We start from the raw sequence: 18,194 nt of genomic DNA, 5'->3' as shown, positions 1-18,194 counted from the left end.
CGTTGCGGGCTTTGCCAAGGCGGCCAGCCTTGGCCGCAGCCCGCGCCTTGCGCTGCATCCCGCGGCCACCCCGGCGCACAGCCGATTTCTCGGTTTCAGTGGACCGGGCTGCAGATGGGGCAACACCCGCAGTGCCGCAAGGTTGGTGAACTTCAGCCTGTCCAGGCTCAGCTTGCGCAGGCCGGTGATGTGGGCCAGGCGGGCCAGATCCACCGGCTCGGCCATCTTGCTGCTGCGCAGCGACAGCTCCACCACGTCGTCGCAGCCTGCGATCTCATCGAGGTCTTCGCTGGTAAAGCGCTCCAGGTGCAGGCCCTGGGCATGGTTCAGTACGCTGATGGGGGAATGGATCTGGTCGGTCCACTTGGATTGACGGGTTGCCATGCGTGTGGTGTGGGGGCGTGGTGCGGCGGGATTGCCCCGGATCATAGGCAAGCCTGGCCCGCTGTACTGGACAACTTGTCCAGCGCGAGGCGTGCGCTTGCGTGGGCGGGTGGGCTGGGGCAGCGCGCCTGGCCAGCACTGCTTGTCACTAGAACTGGGGACAGCGCGCAAGCCGGTGCTGTGGGACACTCCACGGGCCTTCATGCCCCGACAGATAGGCAGACAGACAAACAGACATACCGACAGGACCAGCGCCCCGTTCCATGCCAGAAACCGTTGCCATCACCAACCCCGCAAGCATCCAGATCGCACTCGTGGAGGACGACCCGCGTTTCCAGGCGGCCGTTGCCTCGGCGATCCGCCAGACGGATGACATGCAGCTGCTGTGGGTGGCCGACACGCTGGCGCAGGCGCTGCGCGCACTGAACGGTGGCGGCCCTGCTGCCGATGTGCTGTTGGTGGACCTGGGCCTGCCCGATGGCTCGGGCATCGAAGCCATCGCGACGGCTGCGCGGCGGTGGCCCGGCTGCGCGGTGATGGTGAGCACGGCCTTTGGCGACGAGGCGCATGTGCTGCAGTCCATCGAGGCGGGTGCCAGCGGCTACCTGCTCAAGGACAGCATGCCCGAGCGCATCGTGGGCGAGATCCGCAGCCTGCACGCGGGCGGCAGCCCGATCAGCCCGTTGATCGCCAGGCAGGTGCTGATGCGCTTCAAGCAGGCCGGTGTGCCGGCGCCAGAGGCGGCCGCGCAGGCCGATGCCCACGCCATGCTGTCCGCCCGCGAGCGCGAGGTGCTGCAGTACATCACCAAGGGTTTCACGGCAGAAGAGATTGCGCGGGCGCTGGATGTATCGCACCACACCGTGCTCACCTTCGTGCGGCGCACGTACGCCAAGCTCAAGGTGCGCTCCAAGGCCGAGGCGATCTACGAGGCACGTGCGCGGGGTCTGATCTGAAGACCGCTCTGGCGCGCGCCTTTGTGCTGGCATGGTGCCTGCTGTGCAGCGGCGCGCTGCAGGCGGCTGACCCCGGGCCATCGCCTGTCGATCAGGGTGCGGTGCACATCGTGCAGGCGCAGCGGCTGGAGCGCCCCAGCGTGGGCTTCACACCCCCGCCGTACGTGCTGCAAGGGGACGACATGCCGCGCGGCGGGTGGGAGGCAGTGGCGCTGCCGTTTGCCCAGTCGCCGCAGGTCAAGGTGCCTCAGCAGCAGCAGCAGGGCCAGCCGTTGACCACCGAGGTCTGGTACCGCCTGGCGGTGCCCGCACTCGCGCCTGAGGCCGGCCCCCTGTACCTGTACCTGCCGCGCTGGAAGTCGGACGGCCAGATAGCCGTGTACGCCGATGGGCGGCTGCTCTACCAGACGGACGCAAAATTCCTGTGGAACGCGGTGAACCTGCCCTTGTGGATTCCCCTGCAGGGCACGGCCGGCGCGCCCGCCGTGCGCGAGGTGCAGATCCGCGGCCAGCGCCTGCGGCACACCGGTGCTGCCATGTCCAGCGCCTGGGTTGGGCCCAGTGCGGCCATCGGCTGGCGCTACCAGGCGCGCCACTGGCTGCAGTCCGACTTTCCGGCCATGAGCAGCGCCGCCTTCGTGGCGGCGGGCATCTTCGCGCTGGGCGTGTGGCTGCTGCGGCGGCACGAGCCGCTGTACCTGCTGTTCTTCGCCACGTCCGTGGTGGCATTTGTGAGGACACTGCACTACTTCGTGAGCCGCCAGCGGCTGCCGATCAGCGATGCATGGTTCAGCGGGCTCACCGTGAGCGCGCTGTTCTGGCAGGTGCTGATCTCGTACCTGTTTTTGAGCTACCTGCATGGGGTGCACCACCGCCGGCTCACCATCACGGCCTGCGTGGTCACGGCGCTGGTGAGCATGCTGACGCTGCCACTGCTGCCGGCGCCGCCCAATGCGGCGATCATTTCGCCGCTGCTGTACGCACTGCTGCTTGTGCTGGGCACCACGCTGCTGGGCGTCGCCTGCCGCGATGCCTGGCGCGTCGGCTCCAAAGAGGCCGGCCTGCTCGGCGGCTGGGGGCTCATCAGCCTGATGTCCGGCGGCTACGACTGGCTGCTGCAGAGCAACCTGCTGGTCAGCGTGGAAGGCATCTACCTGGGGCCCTACAGCAACATCGGCGTGTTCTTCATCTTCTCGTACATCATGCTGCGCCGCTACCTGGCGGCGCTGGACGGCATGGAGCGCGTGAACGCCAACCTGGAGCACCGCCTGCGCGAGCGCGAGGGCGAGCTGGCCCTGAGCTACGAGCGCCTGCGCGAGACCGAGCACCGCGCCACCCTGGCGCAGGAGCGGCAGCGCCTGATGCAGGACATGCACGACGGCCTGGGCTCCTCCCTCACCAGCGCGCTGCACCTGGTGCGCCACGGCAAGGCCGGCAGCGAAGAGCTGGCCCAGGTGCTGGCCGAGTGCATGGACGACCTCAAGCTGGCCATCGACTCCATGGAGCCCGTGGACGCCGACCTGCTGCTGCTGCTGGCCACCCTGCGCTTTCGGCTTGCGCCGCGCCTGGAGGGCATGGGCATGGAGCTGCGCTGGGAGGTGCAGGACGTGCCGCCCCTGGCGTGGCTTGATGCCGGCAGCGCGCTGAACCTGCTGCGCATTCTGCAGGAATGCTTTGCCAACGTGGTCAAGCACGCGCAGGCCTCCTGCATCCGCGTCGAGTGCGAGGAAAGCGCCGGCGGCATCGAGGTGCGCGTGCTGGACGACGGCCACGGCTTCGATGTCGACGCCGCATTGCAGGCGCGCGGGCGCGGCCTGAAGAACCAGCTGCGCCGGGCCGACGCCATCGGCGCCAGCGTGTCCTGGGCCAGCACGGCGGCCGGCACGCGCTGCGTGCTGTGGCTGCCGCTGCAGGCGCCCGGCCAACCGCCTGCGCCGTAGCCGGCCCTGCGGCCCCTGCTGCCCCAGGCGGCACTCCCTTTCTGCGCTGCCTGGCCCGGTGTACGCGGGTGCAGGCGCCTGCGCAAGGGGCTGCGCCGCTTCGCTTGTAGCTAGTTCTAGGGACATACAGGCCGGCCGCAAACCGATAGATTCCGGCGTCATCGCCTGTGCGCAGCCTGCGCCGGCGTTTCCGTCACGAAAGCTGCCCCCATGCCAACCCGCCCGACCCCCTTCTCAAGCACCCCTGACACGGGGGGAGCCCTGGCCTGGCGGCGCGCCGCCACCCCGTGGGCCCTGCTGCTGTGGCTGGTGATGGCCTGGCTGCTGCTGTCCGCTGCCACGCCCGCGCGGGCGCAAGGGGCCGTACCGGCATCGGTGCTGGGCCAGCCTGTGCAGCAAGTGGCTGGGGGATATCTTCACACGTGCGCGTTGACCACGGCCGGGGCGGTGCTGTGCTGGGGCTACAACCAGTATGGCCAACTGGGCGATGGCAGCTTCGGCAACAACAAGATCATGCCCCAGCCCGTTACCGGCCTGGCCAGCGGGGTGGCGGCCATTGCGGCAGGGAACGGTCACACCTGCGCGCTGACCACGGCGGGGGCTGTTCAGTGCTGGGGCGACAACTCATACGGCCAACTGGGCGATGGCACCATCAGCAGCGCCAAGACCACGCCCCAGCCCGTCCCGAGCTTGGCCAGCGGAGTGGCGGCCATTGCAGTGGGAGCCAATCACACCTGCGCGCTGACCACGGCCGGGGCCGTGCGGTGCTGGGGCTTGAACCTCAACGGCCAAGTGGGCGATGGCGGCACCACCGACAGAACCACGCCCCAGCCCGTCACCGGCCTGGCCAGCGGGGTGGTGGCCATTTCGGCGGGTGCCAAACACACCTGCGCGCTGACCGCGGCCGGGGCCGTGCAGTGCTGGGGCTACAACGCTGAAGGCCAACTGGGCGACGGCAGCACCACCAACAAGAGCACGCCCCAGCCCATCACGGGCCTGGCCAGCGGGGTGGCAGCCATTGCGGCGGGGTACAGCCACACCTGCGCGCTGACCACGGCCGGCGCCATGCAGTGCTGGGGCAAGAACGCTTTCGGCCAGCTGGGCGATGGCGGCACCACCAACCAAAACACGCCCCAGCCCGTCACGGGCCTGGCCAGCGGAGTGGCGGCCATCGCGCCCGGGGATGACCACACCTGCGCGCTGACCACGGCCGGCGCCGTGCAGTGCTGGGGCAGCAACGTCGATAGCCAACTGGGCGATGGCAGCAATACCAACAAGCGCACGCCCCAGCCCGTCTCGGGCCTGGCCAGCGGCGTGGCGGCCATTGCGGCAGGGGGCTACCACAACTGCGCGCTGACCACGGCCGGGGCCCTGCAGTGCTGGGGCTACAACGGTGACGGTGAGCTGGGCAATGGCGGCACCACCGACAAGAATACGCCCCAACCCGTCACGATCCTGGCCAGCGGGGTGGCGGCCATTGCGGCAGGGCAGTTCTACACCTGCGCGCTGACCACGGCCGGGGCCGTGCAGTGCTGGGGGAGCAACAGCGAGGGCCAACTGGGAGATGGCAGCACCACCAACAAGAGCACGCCCCAGCCCGTCACGGGCCTGGCCAGCGGAGTGGCGGCCATTGCGGCAGGAGTTGCCCACACCTGCGCCGTGACCACGGCCGGGGCTGTGCACTGCTGGGGCCAAAACAACCTCGGCCAGTTGGGCGATGGCAGCGCCACCAACAGGAGCACGCCCCAGCCGGTTACAGGCCTGGCCAGCGGGGTGGCTACCATTGCAGCAGGGCAGTTTCACACCTGCGCGCTGACCACGGCCGGGGCCGTGCAGTGCTGGGGCCATAACGTTTTCGGCCAACTGGGCGATGGCAGCACCACCAGCAAAACCACGCCCCAGCCCGTCTCGGGCCTGGCCAGCGGGGTGGCGTCTATTGCGGCAGGGGATTACCACACCTGCGCGCTGACCACTGCCGGGGCCGTGCAGTGCTGGGGCTGGAACAGTAGTCGCCAACTGGGCGATGGCAGCACCACCAACCAGAGCGCGCCCCAGCCCGTCACGGGCCTGGCCAGCGGAGTGGCGGCCATTGCGGCAGCGGGCTCCCACACCTGCGCGCTGACCACGGCCGGGGCCGTGCAGTGCTGGGGGAGCAACGCCGTTGGCCAACTGGGCGATGGCAGCTTCACCGGCAAAACTACACCCCACCCCGTCACGGGCTTGACCAGCGGGATGGCGGCCATTGCGGCAGGGAGCGCGCACACCTGCGCGCTGACCACGGCCGGGGCCGTGCAGTGCTGGGGGAACAACGGCGATGGCAGCACCACCAACAAAACCACGCCCCAAACCGTCACGGGCCTGGCCAGCGGGGTGGCGTCTGTTGCGGTAGGGAGCGATCACACCTGCACGCTGACCACCTCCGGGGCTGTGCAGTGCTGGGGGAACAACGGCACCGGCCAACTGGGCAACGGGGGCACGGCCAACCGCAACCTGCCAACGCGCATCGCCGCAGCGCAGGCCATCGACTTTCCTGTGGCGGCTGGCTCGCCTGCCTCGGGCACCTCGACCACCCTGTTGGCCACCGCCAGCAGCGGCCTGGCCGTGGCATTCGACACCTTCACCCCCGATGTCTGCACCGTTGCCGGCACCACGCTGACCGTGCTGCCCGGCAAGACCGGGTACCTGTGCGGCGTGCTGGCCCTCCAAGCCGGCGGCACGGGCGCCGATGCCGCCTACTTCGCGGCGGCACCCACCCGCTCGCGCCTCATGCTGGTGGTTGACGTCCCCGACGCCCCCACCGCAGTGACCGCCACGGCCGGCACTGCCCAGGCCACGGTGGCGTGGACGGCCCCCGCCAGCAATGGCGGCAGCGCCATCACCGCTTACACGGTGACCGCAGTGGCCAACCCGGCAAAGACCTGCACGGTCACCACCGGCAGCCCGCTGCCCACCACCTGCACAGTGACGGGGCTTGCCAGTGGCACGGCCTACACCTTCACGGTCAAGGCGACCAATGGCGCGGGCGACAGCGTGGCATCGGCCGCCAGCGCCCCGGTCACGACCGCCTCGCCCGCCGGCGGTGGCGCACCCACCACGGTCAGCGTCAACAGCACGGGCGTCACCACCATCACAGACCCCAACCTGCCGATCATCGTGGGCCCAGGGGCGGTGGGCGGCACCATCGTTCTGCCCGGCACGGGCACCACGCCGGTCACGCTGCAGGTCACGGTCAACGGCCAGCCGCTCACGGTGCAGGCCCTGCCCGGCACCCAGTTGCAGGTGGCCCAGGTCAACGGCCAGAGCGTGCTGGTGCTGGTGGTGCTGCAGGGCTGGGCAAGCATGACCAGCAGCTCGGCAGGCCAGCCCATGGCGCTGGCGGGCGAGGTGCTGCTCAGTTCGGGGGCTGCAGGCACGCGCATCGAGGCGCAGCCGCTGTTGGTTGCGGTGGTGGTCGGCTCGCTCGTACCGCCGCCAGGCGGCCTGCCGCAGGTGGGCAGCCAGGGCCTGCTGGCGGGCGAGCGCCTGCAGGTGGACGCACAGGGCAAGCTGGTGTCCATTGCGCTCGGTTCGCTCAGGGGCGATGCACAGCAGGTGGGCGATGCCATGGCGTTTGCCAACCTGCCGGCCAGCATCACCGTGGACGGCGCGGCCTATGCGCGCCTGGCTGGCCCGGTCACCCGCCTCTCGGGCGCGAACCTTGCCGTGGGTCTGGAGACCACCCCCTCGGGCGTGGTGCTGGTGCGCGATGGCGGGCAGGTGTTGCAACTGCTGCCCGTGCAGCCCATCACCATCGATGCGCGCCTACCCGATGGCATCACCTTCACCCCGCTGGGCCTGCTGCGCTGGGTGCGCGGCGGGGTGGTGGTGCAGTTTGCGCCCGCAGTGGTCGACCTGGCGGGCCTGGCCCAAGCCATCACGGCATTGCTGCCCGATGCGAAGACCAAGCTCGGCGCTGAAGGCGTGCTGCAACTGCGCACCGGTGGGCAGACCTACGTGCTGCGGCCCGACTGGATGGGCGCAGGCGCGGCCACCGGCACCCCGCAGATCGGCGTGGATGAACAAGGCCGCATCTACCTGCAGACAGGGCAGAGCGCGCGGCAGTGGCTGCTGCCGGCGCTGCTGAGCCCAACGCAGGCCAGCGCGATCCTGGGAGCTGCCCTGCCGGGCGCAATGCTGGCGGTGCAGCCATCGGCCAGCGATGGATCGATGACGCTGACGCTTGGCGGCACCCAATGGCGCCTGGTGCCGCAGTGGGTGCTGCCCGAAGGCGGTGCCGCGAGGCAGACGGCGCCCTGGACGCTGGGCGCCGATGGTGTGCTGTACTTCAAGCTGGGCAACCAGGTGCAGGGCGTGCGCATCGCTGACTGACTGATCGATGAACCGACCCTGGGGGAGCGCGTGGGGCGCCGTTCCCACGCCCAGGAGCGTGCGCGGCAGAAGGAGCATCGGCTGCAACGCCCGATAAACCGGTCTCGCCGGGGTTTACCTCTGGCGTCCAGGGGCCCACCTGGGTTTGTCGGTATTAGCCAGCGATCCCCGGCTTTCGGACGTTTTGCTTCGATGCCTTCCGCCGCGCACGCTCCTACCTGCGCGGCACATACCGCATCGCCACGGCCCCCGAGCCAAACTCCACCCGATCCACCAGCTCCAGGTCCACGTACTTCGACAGCCCCGCGAACAGGGTCGGCCCATGGCCCACCAGCCGGGGGTGCACCACGAACTCGTACTCGTCGATCAACCCCAGCTGCGCCAGCGCCATCGGCAGCTGCACGCCCCCGGTGAACAGCCCCTTGCCAGGCTGCTGCTTGAGCTGCTGAACGGCAGCGCCCAAGTCCCCGAGCAGGAGCTCCGCGTTCCATTCAACCTGTGCCAGGGTGCTCGACACGACGTACTTCTTGGCCGCGTCGATGGTTCGGGCAAACGGGTCCGTCCAGCCAGGCCGTGGTTCGGTCGATGCGGCGGGTCGGAACGCGGCCTCCATCATTTGGTAGATGACCCGCCCGAAGAGCAGGGCATCGGCCCGTTCGAGGTTTTCGACCGCGTGGCGGTGCAGCTCCTCGTCCGCAGGCATGGCGCGGTGGTCGCAGCACCCGTCCAGGGTGACGTTGATGGAGTACCGGAGGGGGCGCATCGCAGGGGAGGGGGGTGATGAATGGGATCTTTTCGCAGTGTATGGCGTCAATCCAGAAATGGGCTTGCCATTTTTGCAGCCACTGCAGGGCCGAACGGTGATGATCGGGTGTAAAGCCTGCCATTGTTACCTGTTCTGGGGGCATCCAGGGGGCATGGCGCCACTATGTTCGACACCACTGTTCCGCATCTCCGCGGCCCATGTAACCACAAGCCTGCAGGAGAAGCCCCATGGCGGTCAGTACGCAAGAGCAGAAGCTGCTCATCAAACTCGTCGTCAGCATGCTGGGCATTTCCCCCGGCAGTGCCTTCATGCCGCTGTTGGTCAAAACCTACGAAGACGTGGGCCACAGCCTGCCCGATCTGGCCTCGGCGCTGGCGGGGCTGCCGCAGTTCCAGGCGCGCTACCCGGCCGGCATGGTGGGCGACGCCTTCGCCACCCAGTTCCTGGCCGGCATGGGCCTGGCGGCCGATGCAGGGCTGCACCGCCTGGCGGCAGACCTCTTCAACACGGGTACACCGCCGCAGCAGATCATGCTGGCCGCCGTGCAGGCCCTCGCATCGCCCACCGTGCCGGCGCAGTACGCCGCAGCACGCGCGTTGCTGGAGAACAAGGCCGAGGTGGCCTACTACCACACCCAGATCGCGGGCCGCACGGAAACCGACTTCGCGGCCCTGGCCAAGGTGCTGGAGAACGTGACGCAGGACCCGGCCTCGGTGGCCGCGGCCAAGCTGGTGCTCGACCAGCCGTTGGTGCCCGATGCAGGCGGTGGCGGGCCACCACCGGTGTTCGCCGTGACCAAGGGCGTGGGCGACACCGCCTCGTTCACCACTGCGGGCACGCAGATCGACGTGACCGAGGCGGGCGGCACCTTCACCTTCACCAGCAGCGGTGGCAGCGCGGGCACCGCCACGATCACGGGTCCACTGGCAGGCTTCGCCGTGCCCGCAGGCTCTACCCTTGCTCTGAGCAGCGCGCTGGCCAATGGCAAGGCGTTCTCCGGCGCGGGCACCGCCCTGGTGGTGGCCAATGCGGGTGGCGAAGACCTTACCGCGTTCACCGGCACCGGCGTCGGCGGCTTCGCCCTCACCAGCGGACAGAACTACACCCTCACGGCCGCCCAGGCGGCCATCGGGCGCATCGGCACCGGCGGGGCCGCGGGCACGCTGACCGACGCGGGCACCACCACCGTGCGCGACACACTGGCCGCCCTGGGTGGTGGCGTGGCCGCCACGCTCAAGGCCCACGGCGCGGACAGCGTGATCGCCAGCGCCACCACGCCCGGCGACATCTCGGCCATCTCGGTATCCGGCATCGACAGCATCGTGCTGGCCGGCGGCAACTACACCATGACGGCGGCGCAGGCCGCGCTGGCCGATGGCACCACGGGCACCCAGGTGGTGACCCTGACCACCCAGGCCAGCGGCACGCTGGCCGCCAGCGTTGAATCCTTCGCGCTGGGCAACTTCGCCAACAGCGTGACTCTGGGCGCCGTGGGGCAGGATGTGAGCAGCCCTGCCGGCACCGGGACCACGCTGGACATTGCCGGCGCCACGCCCACCGGCACCTGGGCACTTGGCCACGCCAGCGACGACACGCTGGTCGCCACCGACGGCGCCAACATCCAATTCGTCAACGGCGGTGCCGCCACCACGGCGGACAAGCTTGCGCTGACTGGCAGCATCTTCATGTCGCAGGCGCAGCACGAGGCGCTGGCCAGAATCGCAGCGCCTGGTTCTTCGAACAGCGTGACCATCAGCGGCACCGGCACCGTCACAGCCCGCGCCGATGTGGAAACCTACAGGGTGGCAAACTCCAGTGCCCCGAACACCATCCTCATCACGCTTGGGACCACCAACGTGATTGGCGGTTCGGGTGATGCGACGTTGGTCATCGCCCCCGGCCTGGCAGTCACCGGCAACTACGTCCTCAACGGCTTCTCCGGCGCGATCAGCGCAGGCAACGGTGTGAACCTTTCGGGCGTGAACAGCGGCGGCGCCACCACGGCCAAGGACCTCACCATCAACGGTGCGATCAGCATGTCGCAGGCACAGCACCAGGCGTTTACCTCCGTCAGTGCCACCGGCGGTTCGGACGAGGTGACCATCACAACGGGCGGGGCCGTTACCGCAAAGTCCGGCATCGAAACCTATGTCCTTTCGGGAGGCGGCGCCAACACGCTGACGGCGCTTGCCATCGCGACAAAAATCACCGGCTCGGCGGCCAACGCCACGACGGTGGATGTCGGCAACCTCAACGTGCTTGGCAGCACCTGGTTGCTGGGCCACACAGGCGACACCATCGTCGCCTCGGGCACCAACGCCAATATCTCCGGCGTGAATGCCGGTGCGGCCACCGAGGCAGAAAACCTCTCGCTGATCGGCGGGATCACCATGACGCAGGCCCAGCACGAGGCGCTGACCAAGATTTCCGCGTCTGGATCAACGGACTTCGTGTCCATCACCACCGGCGGCGCGGTCACTGCCCAGGCAGAGGTGGAAACCTACAACGTGTCGTCCGGCGGCCCGAACACCGTCACCGTGCTGGCGGGCACCAAGGTCACCGGCAGCAGTGGCAACGCCACCACGATCAACGTGGGCGGCAGCACGGTCACCGGCTCCTATACCCTGGCCAACGGTGCCGACGTGCTGAAAGCCACCGACGGCGCCAACATCGCGGGCGCCACCATCGGCACGGTCGAACTCCTGTCGCTGACGGACGCCGTCACCATGACAGCGGCGCAGTACAACGCCTTCAACACGGGCGGCATCACCGCCACAGGCAACAACGACAGGATCATCCTCACCACGGCGCTCAGTGGCAGCGAGACCCTGCACGCGGCGGTGGAGCATTTCACCCTTGCCAACGCCAACTACGCGGTCACGCTGGGTGCGGCGCAGTCGATCGACGCCCAAGCCCTGGCCGCCGGCAAGTCGCTGGCATTGGCCGGCAACTCCACGGCCAGCGTGGCACTGGCGGACGGCAATCTGTTGGCCAGCAGCGCCACGGGAAAACTTACGGTGACGGGCGGTACCGGGGCCAACACCATCACCCTGGGCAGCGGTATCGACACTGTCAACGCCGGTGGCGGCGCGGACTTCATCACCGGCGGCGGCGGGGCCGACACCCTCAACGGCGATGCCGGCAACGACACTTTTCTGTACGGTTCGATGGCGCAGTTTCTGTCGGCAAACGCGCTGCTCGACCTGGTCGATGGCGGCAACGACATCGACACTGCCGAGATCGACGGCGGCATCACCCTGACAACCGCGTCCGACCTGACGCGCATGACGAACGTGGAGCAGATCACGGCGCGAAGCCAGTTCGCGACAGGCTATGCGCACAGCATCGTTGTCAACAGCGACTCCAACCTGGGTGGCGTGACCACCATTGATCTTTCGGGCGACACGAAGAACACCTCGTCCGGCAGCTTCGACCTGAGGGGGGTGTCCCAGGCCATGACGCTCAAGGGCGTGGGCGCGGGCACCAACAGCTTTCACGGCGGCTCGGGCGCGGACACCATCTTCGGTGGTAGCGGCAACGACAGCTTCTTCTTCGGCTCCGCGGCGGAGGCCGCCAGCGACTCGCTGATCAGCGGCGGCGGCAGCGACAGCGTGGTGTTTGCATCGACCGCAGGCGAGACACTGGTGGTCGGCAACAATTTCAGCGGCATCAACTCCTTCTATATTTCCACCGGCGTTGCAGGGACCAGCACCGGCACGACCAGCGAAAACATCAACGCCAGCACCCGCACGCAGGGCCCAGTTACGCTGAGTGGCAACACCGGCGCCAATACGCTCACGGGCACATCAGATGCCGATACCCTGGTGGGCAATGGCGGTGCCGACATACTGCGCGGCGGCGGCGGCAACGACACCCTCACCACCGCCGGCAGCGCCGCCACCTATGTCTTCGAGGCAACGGCTTCTAACAATGGCAGTGACACCCTGCAGGGCGTGCTCAGCAGCGGCAAGTTCGATTTCTCGGCGTTTCTGGGCGCACCGGGCACTCTGAAGGGTGCTGCGGTGCTTGCGACGGATTCCGGCGTGCGCCTGGACCTGACGACTGGCGAAAGGATCGGTGTGCGCCACGGGTCCACAAGCCTGAGCACTAACGACATCAAGACGGCCAGCACGGGAGTCGCCGGCGAGGTACTCATCGCCAACGACGGCAAAGCGGTGATCTTCTCGTTCTCGAGCGGCAGTGCCAGCAATAACGCCCTTGGGTCCATCTACTACGTGGAAGACACCTTAGGGGGTGCCGGGCAGAGCTGGATGGTAATGCAGGTGGGCGTGATTGACAGCAGTAGCGTCTCCATCCTGAATATGGTGAACCAGAACATGTACGCTTAGGAGCGTGCAGACTGTCAGGTCTGAGGGCTCTTGCCTGCTTGGCGCGCATCATGGCTGCGCCGGCGATCATCCGGTTGCTGACTGTCCACCCCGAAGTGAAGCCACTCGCTGTGCCGTGCCATGAGATCGCGCGGAGAGCATGGGCGCTCGGGCTTTTCGGTCATGGTGGTTCCTTGGTGGTGGCTCAGGGGATTGGCACCTGCATGCTTGGTCAGCATCCGTGTGCCAATGGATGCAAAACGTTCGGCGCGAGCGCTCTATTCGTCGCCGCGCACCACCAGCACGGGAACCGGGGCAGTCCGGATCACCTGTTCAGCACCGCTCCCCATTAGCACCCTTCCCAGGCCTTTGCGCCCATGGGTTCCGAGCACGATCAGGTCTGCCTTCCATTCGCGGGCCTGAATGGCCACCGTTTCACCGAGCCGCACGCCAGGAATCTCCGCCAGCACGGAGTCTGATTCCACCCCAGAAGAGCGGGCAATCGCCATCGCATCGGCCAAAAGGCCGTGTGCCTGGTTGCGTGCAACCGAGAGGAGATCGACGCTGTAGTCGTAGCCGGAAATCAGTGCCAGGTCGTCGATGGCATGCACCAGGCGCACCACGGCACCACATTCCCGCGCCAGCCCGAGCGCGGTGACGAGTGCCTTGTTGGAGGTCTGGCTTCCATCGACGGGAACGAGAATGCGCTTGAACATGGGGTTCTCCTTGGGGTGGGGGCTCCATCATGGATGGACCGATGCGCGCATCCATTGACCTCGGTCATCCTCGGCGGATACAGCTGGCTTTTTTTGCCGTCGTACTGCCTGGCGTGGCTTGGGCAGGGGAGCAGCGCAGCGGCGATGCGTTGTTTCTTGATCCGCATCAAGTCCCCCCGGTGCGTGGCTCGCGAAGATGATCGATGTCCTGCACGCGCGGCCTCTGGCCTTGAAGGATGTGTGCTGTTGCGCGTCGCAGGCCATCCAGAAAGGTGTCTGATGGATTCGACTGCCAGCAGCCAGGCAACCATGCTCCCGGCCCTCGGCCTGGCCGTGGCGCTGGGTGTCGGTCTTCTCATCGGCACCGAGCGCGAACGGCGCAAGGGGCAAGGCGACGACCGCGAAGTGGCCGGTGTGCGCAGCTTTGCCGTTGCCGCCGTCTGCGGGGCGTTGGCGCAAAGCCTGCCAGTGCCGGGCCTGGTCGCGGTGGGCGCGCTGCTGGTGACCCTGCTGGCGGTGATTGCCTATTTCAAAAGCCGCTCGAAAGACCCGGGGCTGACCACCGAGATGGCCCTGTTCGTCACCTACCTGATCGGGGTGCAGTCGGCCATTTCACCGCCGCTGGGTGCAGCCTGTGGTGCCGGCCTGGCTGCGCTGCTGGCCGCGCGCAGCCATCTCCACCGGTTCGCGACCGAGTTGCTCAGCGAGCAGGAGCTGCATGATGGCTTGCTGCTGATCGCCCTGGCGCTGATCCTTTTGCCGCTGGTTCCATCGCGTCCAATGGACATGCTGGGTGGCATCAATCCGCGCCCGCTGGCCGCGATGGTGCTGCTGATCCTGGCGATGCAGGCGGGCGGCCAGGTCGCGCTGCGCAGGCTGGGCCCCCGCGGCGGGCCGCTGCTGGCAGGCCTCGTTTCGGGCTTTGTCTCCAGCACGGCGTGCATTGCATCGCTGGGCAGCCGGGCCCGTGCCCAGCCGCAGCAGCTGTCGGTCCTGGCGGGGAGCGGCGCTGTCTCGGCATCTGCCACCTGGCTGCAGGCCTTGATGCTGTCGGCGGCGCTCTCACCAAGTGCCGCGTGGGCACTGCTGCCCAGTGCACTTGCTGGGGCGGTGGGGGCGGCTGCGTGCGGCGCAGTTCTTGCCCGCCATGCAGCCGCCCCACCCGAGGCGCTGCCGGACAGCAAGGGCTCCGCCCTGCGCCCCCGCGAGGCCATTCTGGTCGCGCTGGTACTTGCGGGTGTGACCTTGCTGGTAGGAAACGCCCAGCGCCATCTGGGCGACACGGCAGGCAGCATCGGCGTGGCGTTGGCAGCGCTGCTCGATCCCCACGCCTCCATCGCCGCGCTGGCCGCGCTGCATGCCGCCGGCCGTGTATCTGCCGATCACTGGATCGCAGGCGTGCTGGTGGCCATAGGTGCCAACACGTTGACCCGTTGCGTGGTGGCAGCCGTAGCGGGTGGCAAATGGTTCGCCGCACGCATCGCTGGGGCGCTGGCGTGCAGCCTGGCCCTCGCATCGCTGACGGCGTGGTGGACCGTGCGGGGGTGATTCACTGTTCAACTTGCCAGTCCCTTGATGGGCACCAAGCCGCAAGCAGGTAGCGGCTGACATAGTCAGCCATGACCACTGGGTCCATGCCTTCGACCCGCGCTGCGAACAGCGGCGCGTGGCCAAGATCCGCATCCATCAGAGCCATGGGCAGATGCAGACCGCTACAAGGACAAGGCCGCAGCAAAGGCGCCGTACCGAGTGGGCCTGCCAGACCTGCGCATTCAGTAGTACGGAACGGACCTCTCCCCGCGCTCAGCCCGTGTGCACTGGGCCTTCCACAAGTGCTCCATCAATCGCCAGACTGCGTTGCACCGCGAAACGCGATGCGGACTATCGCGGCGTTGCTCCGCCACACGAACCATCCCATCCGCACAGGTGCTTTGGCTACGCTCAAGCATCAGGGCGGACCGCTGCCGATTTGCGGTTGGCCGAATCCCGCACCACGTTGCAAACCTGCACGCGGTACTCCGCAAAGAACACCTGTCGCCCCATCTTCTTGGCCCCAACGTGCTCTGGGTGGGCCGCCCAGGCCTTTAGACCTTCTTCGGACTCAAACTCCACGATCGTCACCCGTTCGCCGTCGTCGGCCGTGAAGCCCTTGTGCGAAACGTAGCCGGCAATGCCTCGGACCAACTCGCTCATCCGCGCTGCGGATTTCTGGTATTCGCCCTGGAATTGGGCGTTCAATCTGGATCTGAAAACGGTGACGAACATGGATCCTCTTTCAACGCAAAGTGTGCACTTCAAAGACAAAGTGATTGCAGTCTAGAAAGCATCTTTCGTCTCGTAAAATGAATAATTAAAATCATTTCATTCTTGAATTGAGAATATGGACTTGCCCGATCTGCGCGTTTTCAAGGCTGTGGCTGAGGCTGGTGGCATCACCCGTGCGTCTGCATTGCTCCATCGCGTCCCGTCCAATGTCACGACGCGCATCAAAAATCTCGAAAGCAATCTCGGCGTCACACTCTTTGACCGGGAAAATCGGCAGTTTCAGTTGTCGCCGCAAGGAAAAGTGTTGCTCGAATACGCCAATCGCTTGCTCTCCTTGGCCGAGGAGGCGCGCGGTGCAATGCACGAGCAGGTGCCGCGTGGCGTGCTTCATCTGGGTGCGATGGAGAGCACCGCCGCCATCCGCCTTCCGTCGCTGATTGGAAAGATTCACGATAGCTACCCGGATCTTTCCATCGAACTTCGCACGGGCGCGCCGCGCCCGCTGACGGCGCGCGTGCTGTCTGGCGAGCTGGACGCGGCGCTGGTGGCAGAACCCGTGTCCGACCCGCAGCTGGACAGCCTGGTGGCGTACACGGAGCAACTGGTCGTCATCGGACCGGCCGGGCATCCGCCGATCCGCTCTGCCCATGACATTCGAAAAGGCACGTTGCTGGTCTTTGAACCTGACTGCCCGCATCGCCAGCGACTGGAGGCCTGGTGTGCACGAGACAACATGGCACCGAGTCGAATCATTGAGCTTGGGTCTTACCACGCCATCCTTGGATGTTGCGTGGCGGGCATGGGCGTCGCGCTCATTCCGACGGCAGTGCTGGACACTTACACCGAACGCGCCAGGCTTTCGGAGCACAAGCTCAAGGGCGACTTCCGAACGGTGAAGACCTTGCTCATCTGGCGCAGGGATTCGCCACAACCCAAGGTGAAGGTCCTTGCAGATTTGATCCGGCAGGGGCAACGGCCACCGCGGCAACGCCGCGTCGATTGACGCATCCCGGTCAGTCCTGGTCCAGGCGTATCCTTGGCGTTGTCTGCAGATGGTAGAAAGCTGCCATCGGTTGTCTGCTTCGCGGCAAGGCTGAAATTCAGCTCGGGGCGAAGGATTCAACCGGTCGTGCACCTCCCTTGGTCCACCTCAGGGCAACTGAGCGATGCAGATGCCGATTGGCGGCAGCTGGCGGGTGTGCAATTGAGCCGATCTGGGTGGCCAGCGCCCGCCGTTCCCACTGTCACCGGACTGGGTGCTCAGCAGCGGCAGAAATACGCAGCCTGGCGGCACAAGGCGCCATCACTCTTCCCCGCGCTTGCGGTGGACGCTCTGCCGCAAGGCCCTGGCGGCTTTCGATGAAGCTTCTGCCGCCGCTTTGGCCGCCTTCTGCATGGCAAGTTCGGCCTGTTCAAGCGCCTCTCGGGTGGCAAGGGCTGCCTGCTGCGTGTCTTGCCTGCTCGCCTGCAAGGACCGCTTGGCCGCGTCGTCAGCCTTTTGCAGCGCCTCACTTGCCAGTTCAGATGCTTTGCGTGCCTCGGCGCGGGCGAGGATTGCAGCCTCTTTGCTCTGGTCGATGGCCTTGTCTGCCGACGCGGCGGCTTTTTCTTCGAACCGGACCGTTGCTTCGGCGGCCTTGCGCGCTGCCCGCTGTATGCCTTGCGCCAGCGCCCTGGAAACCTTGCCTGCGGCCATCCTGCTCTTGTCTGCGGCGGCTTTGGCTGCCGCTGTGGCCTGTCGGGCCGCGATCTCTGCGTCGTGGGCTGCCCTTGCGGCCACACTGTCTGCCGATGGGTTGGCCTGGGGTGCTGGTGGCCGGGCTGAGGGATCGCCTGCTTGCGCTGCGAAGGCGGTGAGGCTGGCCGTGACCAAGGTGAGCACAATGAATTTGGGCAGTGGGTGCGCCATCTGGAACTCCTGTCAACAAGAATGAAAGGGGCTGGGGCAGGTGGCCGCTGCCCCGTTTCGTCACGGCGACATCGGCCTGTGCGGTTGGGCGTGGCGCCTGGTCAATCGAAGGTGATCCACGCCACGAACATACGCACCGCCAACCATATTGCTGCCGCCGCGCACACCAGGCCCAGTGCGCCAATGATCCATAGACGGGGCGTCATCGAGTGGCCCCTCCACAAAGATGGAGCAGTGTGCAGGTCAAGGCTTTTGGCGCTTGAAGGTGCTGAAGTCGATCAGGGAGTAGATCGGGCAGGTTCCCATGACACCTGTGAGAAGCAGCACGAAACCGATGTAGCCCCAGGGGCCAATGGTTCCCATGGCGGCCAGGCTGATCAGCAGCACCCCCGCAGCCAGCCTTACGGCCCGGTCCAATACCCCGACATTGCTTTGAAGAAATGACATGGCAGCTCCTTGATGGTCATGGCCCATGGTGCGCGTCCTGGCCCTGTCCCCATTGAGGCAGATCAATCAATAGTCCACTGAAACCGAGGAATCGGCTGTGCGCCGGGGAGGCAGG

Annotated in this window: 14 protein-coding genes; 6 read left to right on the top strand and 8 right to left on the bottom strand. The window is 67.1% G+C overall.

Annotation, left to right across the window (positions count from 1 at the left end; genetic code table 11):
- On the bottom strand, positions 1–384 hold a 384-nt coding region (locus ASE31_RS32075; RefSeq protein ID WP_162261414.1), incomplete at its 3' end, for a hypothetical protein.
- Between the two features lie 263 nt (positions 385–647).
- Between ASE31_RS32075 and ASE31_RS18745 the strand changes: the two genes are divergently transcribed.
- The 3 genes from ASE31_RS18745 to ASE31_RS31115 all read left to right on the top strand — a co-directional run bounded on the left by ASE31_RS18745 (position 648) and on the right by ASE31_RS31115 (position 7,648).
- Positions 648–1,340 carry a response regulator transcription factor gene (locus tag ASE31_RS18745; protein WP_057203345.1) on the top strand — a complete coding sequence of 231 codons (693 nt, stop codon included), beginning with the start codon at positions 648–650 and terminating at the stop codon, positions 1,338–1,340.
- Between the two features lie 23 nt (positions 1,341–1,363).
- Complete coding sequence (locus tag ASE31_RS18740; RefSeq protein WP_057203344.1) at positions 1,364–3,280, top strand: ATP-binding protein; 1,917 nt, start codon at positions 1,364–1,366, stop codon at positions 3,278–3,280.
- Positions 3,281–3,490: 210 nt separating this feature from the next.
- Positions 3,491–7,648, top strand: a complete 4,158-nt coding sequence (locus tag ASE31_RS31115) for a fibronectin type III domain-containing protein (protein WP_082604248.1) — start codon at positions 3,491–3,493, stop codon at positions 7,646–7,648.
- A gap of 214 nt (positions 7,649–7,862) precedes the next feature.
- Here ASE31_RS31115 and ASE31_RS18730 read toward each other — a convergent pair whose 3' ends face one another.
- On the bottom strand, positions 7,863–8,411 hold the full coding sequence (locus ASE31_RS18730; protein WP_057203343.1) for a dihydrofolate reductase family protein: 549 nt from the start codon (positions 8,409–8,411) through the stop codon (positions 7,863–7,865).
- 230 nt (positions 8,412–8,641) lie between these two features.
- On the opposite strand from ASE31_RS18730, the gene ASE31_RS18725 reads away from it, so the two are divergent.
- Positions 8,642–12,763 carry an S-layer family protein gene (locus ASE31_RS18725; protein ID WP_057203342.1) on the top strand — a complete coding sequence of 1,374 codons (4,122 nt, stop codon included), beginning with the start codon at positions 8,642–8,644 and terminating at the stop codon, positions 12,761–12,763.
- A gap of 14 nt (positions 12,764–12,777) precedes the next feature.
- Here the strand turns inward: ASE31_RS18725 and ASE31_RS31760 are convergent, their stop codons facing one another.
- Both ASE31_RS31760 and ASE31_RS18720 read right to left on the bottom strand, forming a co-directional pair.
- A complete protein-coding gene (locus tag ASE31_RS31760) occupies positions 12,778–12,927 on the bottom strand; it encodes a hypothetical protein (protein WP_157412556.1) in 150 nt (49 codons plus the stop codon).
- Between the two features lie 93 nt (positions 12,928–13,020).
- Entirely contained in the window at positions 13,021–13,458 is a 438-nt protein-coding gene (locus tag ASE31_RS18720) for a universal stress protein (RefSeq protein ID WP_057203341.1), read from the bottom strand.
- 309 nt (positions 13,459–13,767) lie between these two features.
- Between ASE31_RS18720 and ASE31_RS18715 the strand changes: the two genes are divergently transcribed.
- Positions 13,768–15,006, top strand: coding sequence for an MgtC/SapB family protein (locus ASE31_RS18715; protein WP_369819472.1), 1,239 nt, complete (start codon positions 13,768–13,770; stop codon positions 15,004–15,006).
- 1 nt (position 15,007) lies between these two features.
- On the opposite strand, the gene ASE31_RS31755 is transcribed toward ASE31_RS18715, so the two are convergent.
- Complete coding sequence (locus tag ASE31_RS31755; protein WP_157412555.1) at positions 15,008–15,154, bottom strand: hypothetical protein; 147 nt, start codon at positions 15,152–15,154, stop codon at positions 15,008–15,010.
- 245 nt (positions 15,155–15,399) lie between these two features.
- Complete coding sequence (locus tag ASE31_RS18710) at positions 15,400–15,723, bottom strand: antibiotic biosynthesis monooxygenase (RefSeq protein ID WP_057203339.1); 324 nt, start codon at positions 15,721–15,723, stop codon at positions 15,400–15,402.
- 115 nt (positions 15,724–15,838) lie between these two features.
- Here ASE31_RS18710 and ASE31_RS18705 point away from each other — a divergent pair, with 115 nt between their 5' ends.
- A complete protein-coding gene (locus ASE31_RS18705; RefSeq protein WP_057203338.1) occupies positions 15,839–16,726 on the top strand; it encodes a LysR substrate-binding domain-containing protein in 888 nt (295 codons plus the stop codon).
- 300 nt (positions 16,727–17,026) lie between these two features.
- Here ASE31_RS18705 and ASE31_RS18700 read toward each other — a convergent pair whose 3' ends face one another.
- Both ASE31_RS18700 and ASE31_RS18695 read right to left on the bottom strand, forming a co-directional pair.
- Entirely contained in the window at positions 17,027–17,632 is a 606-nt protein-coding gene (locus tag ASE31_RS18700; RefSeq protein ID WP_057203337.1) for a hypothetical protein, read from the bottom strand.
- A 243-nt stretch (positions 17,633–17,875) separates the two neighbouring features.
- Complete coding sequence (locus ASE31_RS18695; RefSeq protein WP_057203336.1) at positions 17,876–18,079, bottom strand: DUF2892 domain-containing protein; 204 nt, start codon at positions 18,077–18,079, stop codon at positions 17,876–17,878.
- Positions 18,080–18,194 lie beyond the last annotated feature (115 nt).

Source organism: Acidovorax sp. Root217 (genome assembly GCF_001428645.1).
Lineage (GTDB): Bacteria > Pseudomonadota > Gammaproteobacteria > Burkholderiales > Burkholderiaceae_C > Acidovorax.
Note: the sequence above shows the minus strand (reverse complement) of the source record. Positions and strands in the feature narration are given on the sequence as shown.

Coding starts and splice junctions, on each gene's coding strand:
- ASE31_RS18705 (WP_057203338.1), top strand. CDS start 15,839: ATGGACTTGCCCGATCTGCGCGTTTTCAAGGCTGTGGCTGAGGCTGGT.
- ASE31_RS18695 (WP_057203336.1), bottom strand. CDS start 18,079: ATGTCATTTCTTCAAAGCAATGTCGGGGTATTGGACCGGGCCGTAAGG.
- ASE31_RS18725 (WP_057203342.1), top strand. CDS start 8,642: ATGGCGGTCAGTACGCAAGAGCAGAAGCTGCTCATCAAACTCGTCGTC.
- ASE31_RS18730 (WP_057203343.1), bottom strand. CDS start 8,411: ATGCGCCCCCTCCGGTACTCCATCAACGTCACCCTGGACGGGTGCTGC.
- ASE31_RS18720 (WP_057203341.1), bottom strand. CDS start 13,458: ATGTTCAAGCGCATTCTCGTTCCCGTCGATGGAAGCCAGACCTCCAAC.
- ASE31_RS18700 (WP_057203337.1), bottom strand. CDS start 17,632: ATGGCGCACCCACTGCCCAAATTCATTGTGCTCACCTTGGTCACGGCC.
- ASE31_RS18715 (WP_369819472.1), top strand. CDS start 13,768: ATGCTCCCGGCCCTCGGCCTGGCCGTGGCGCTGGGTGTCGGTCTTCTC.
- ASE31_RS31755 (WP_157412555.1), bottom strand. CDS start 15,154: ATGGCTCTGATGGATGCGGATCTTGGCCACGCGCCGCTGTTCGCAGCG.
- ASE31_RS18745 (WP_057203345.1), top strand. CDS start 648: ATGCCAGAAACCGTTGCCATCACCAACCCCGCAAGCATCCAGATCGCA.
- ASE31_RS31115 (WP_082604248.1), top strand. CDS start 3,491: ATGCCAACCCGCCCGACCCCCTTCTCAAGCACCCCTGACACGGGGGGA.
- ASE31_RS31760 (WP_157412556.1), bottom strand. CDS start 12,927: ATGACCGAAAAGCCCGAGCGCCCATGCTCTCCGCGCGATCTCATGGCA.
- ASE31_RS18710 (WP_057203339.1), bottom strand. CDS start 15,723: ATGTTCGTCACCGTTTTCAGATCCAGATTGAACGCCCAATTCCAGGGC.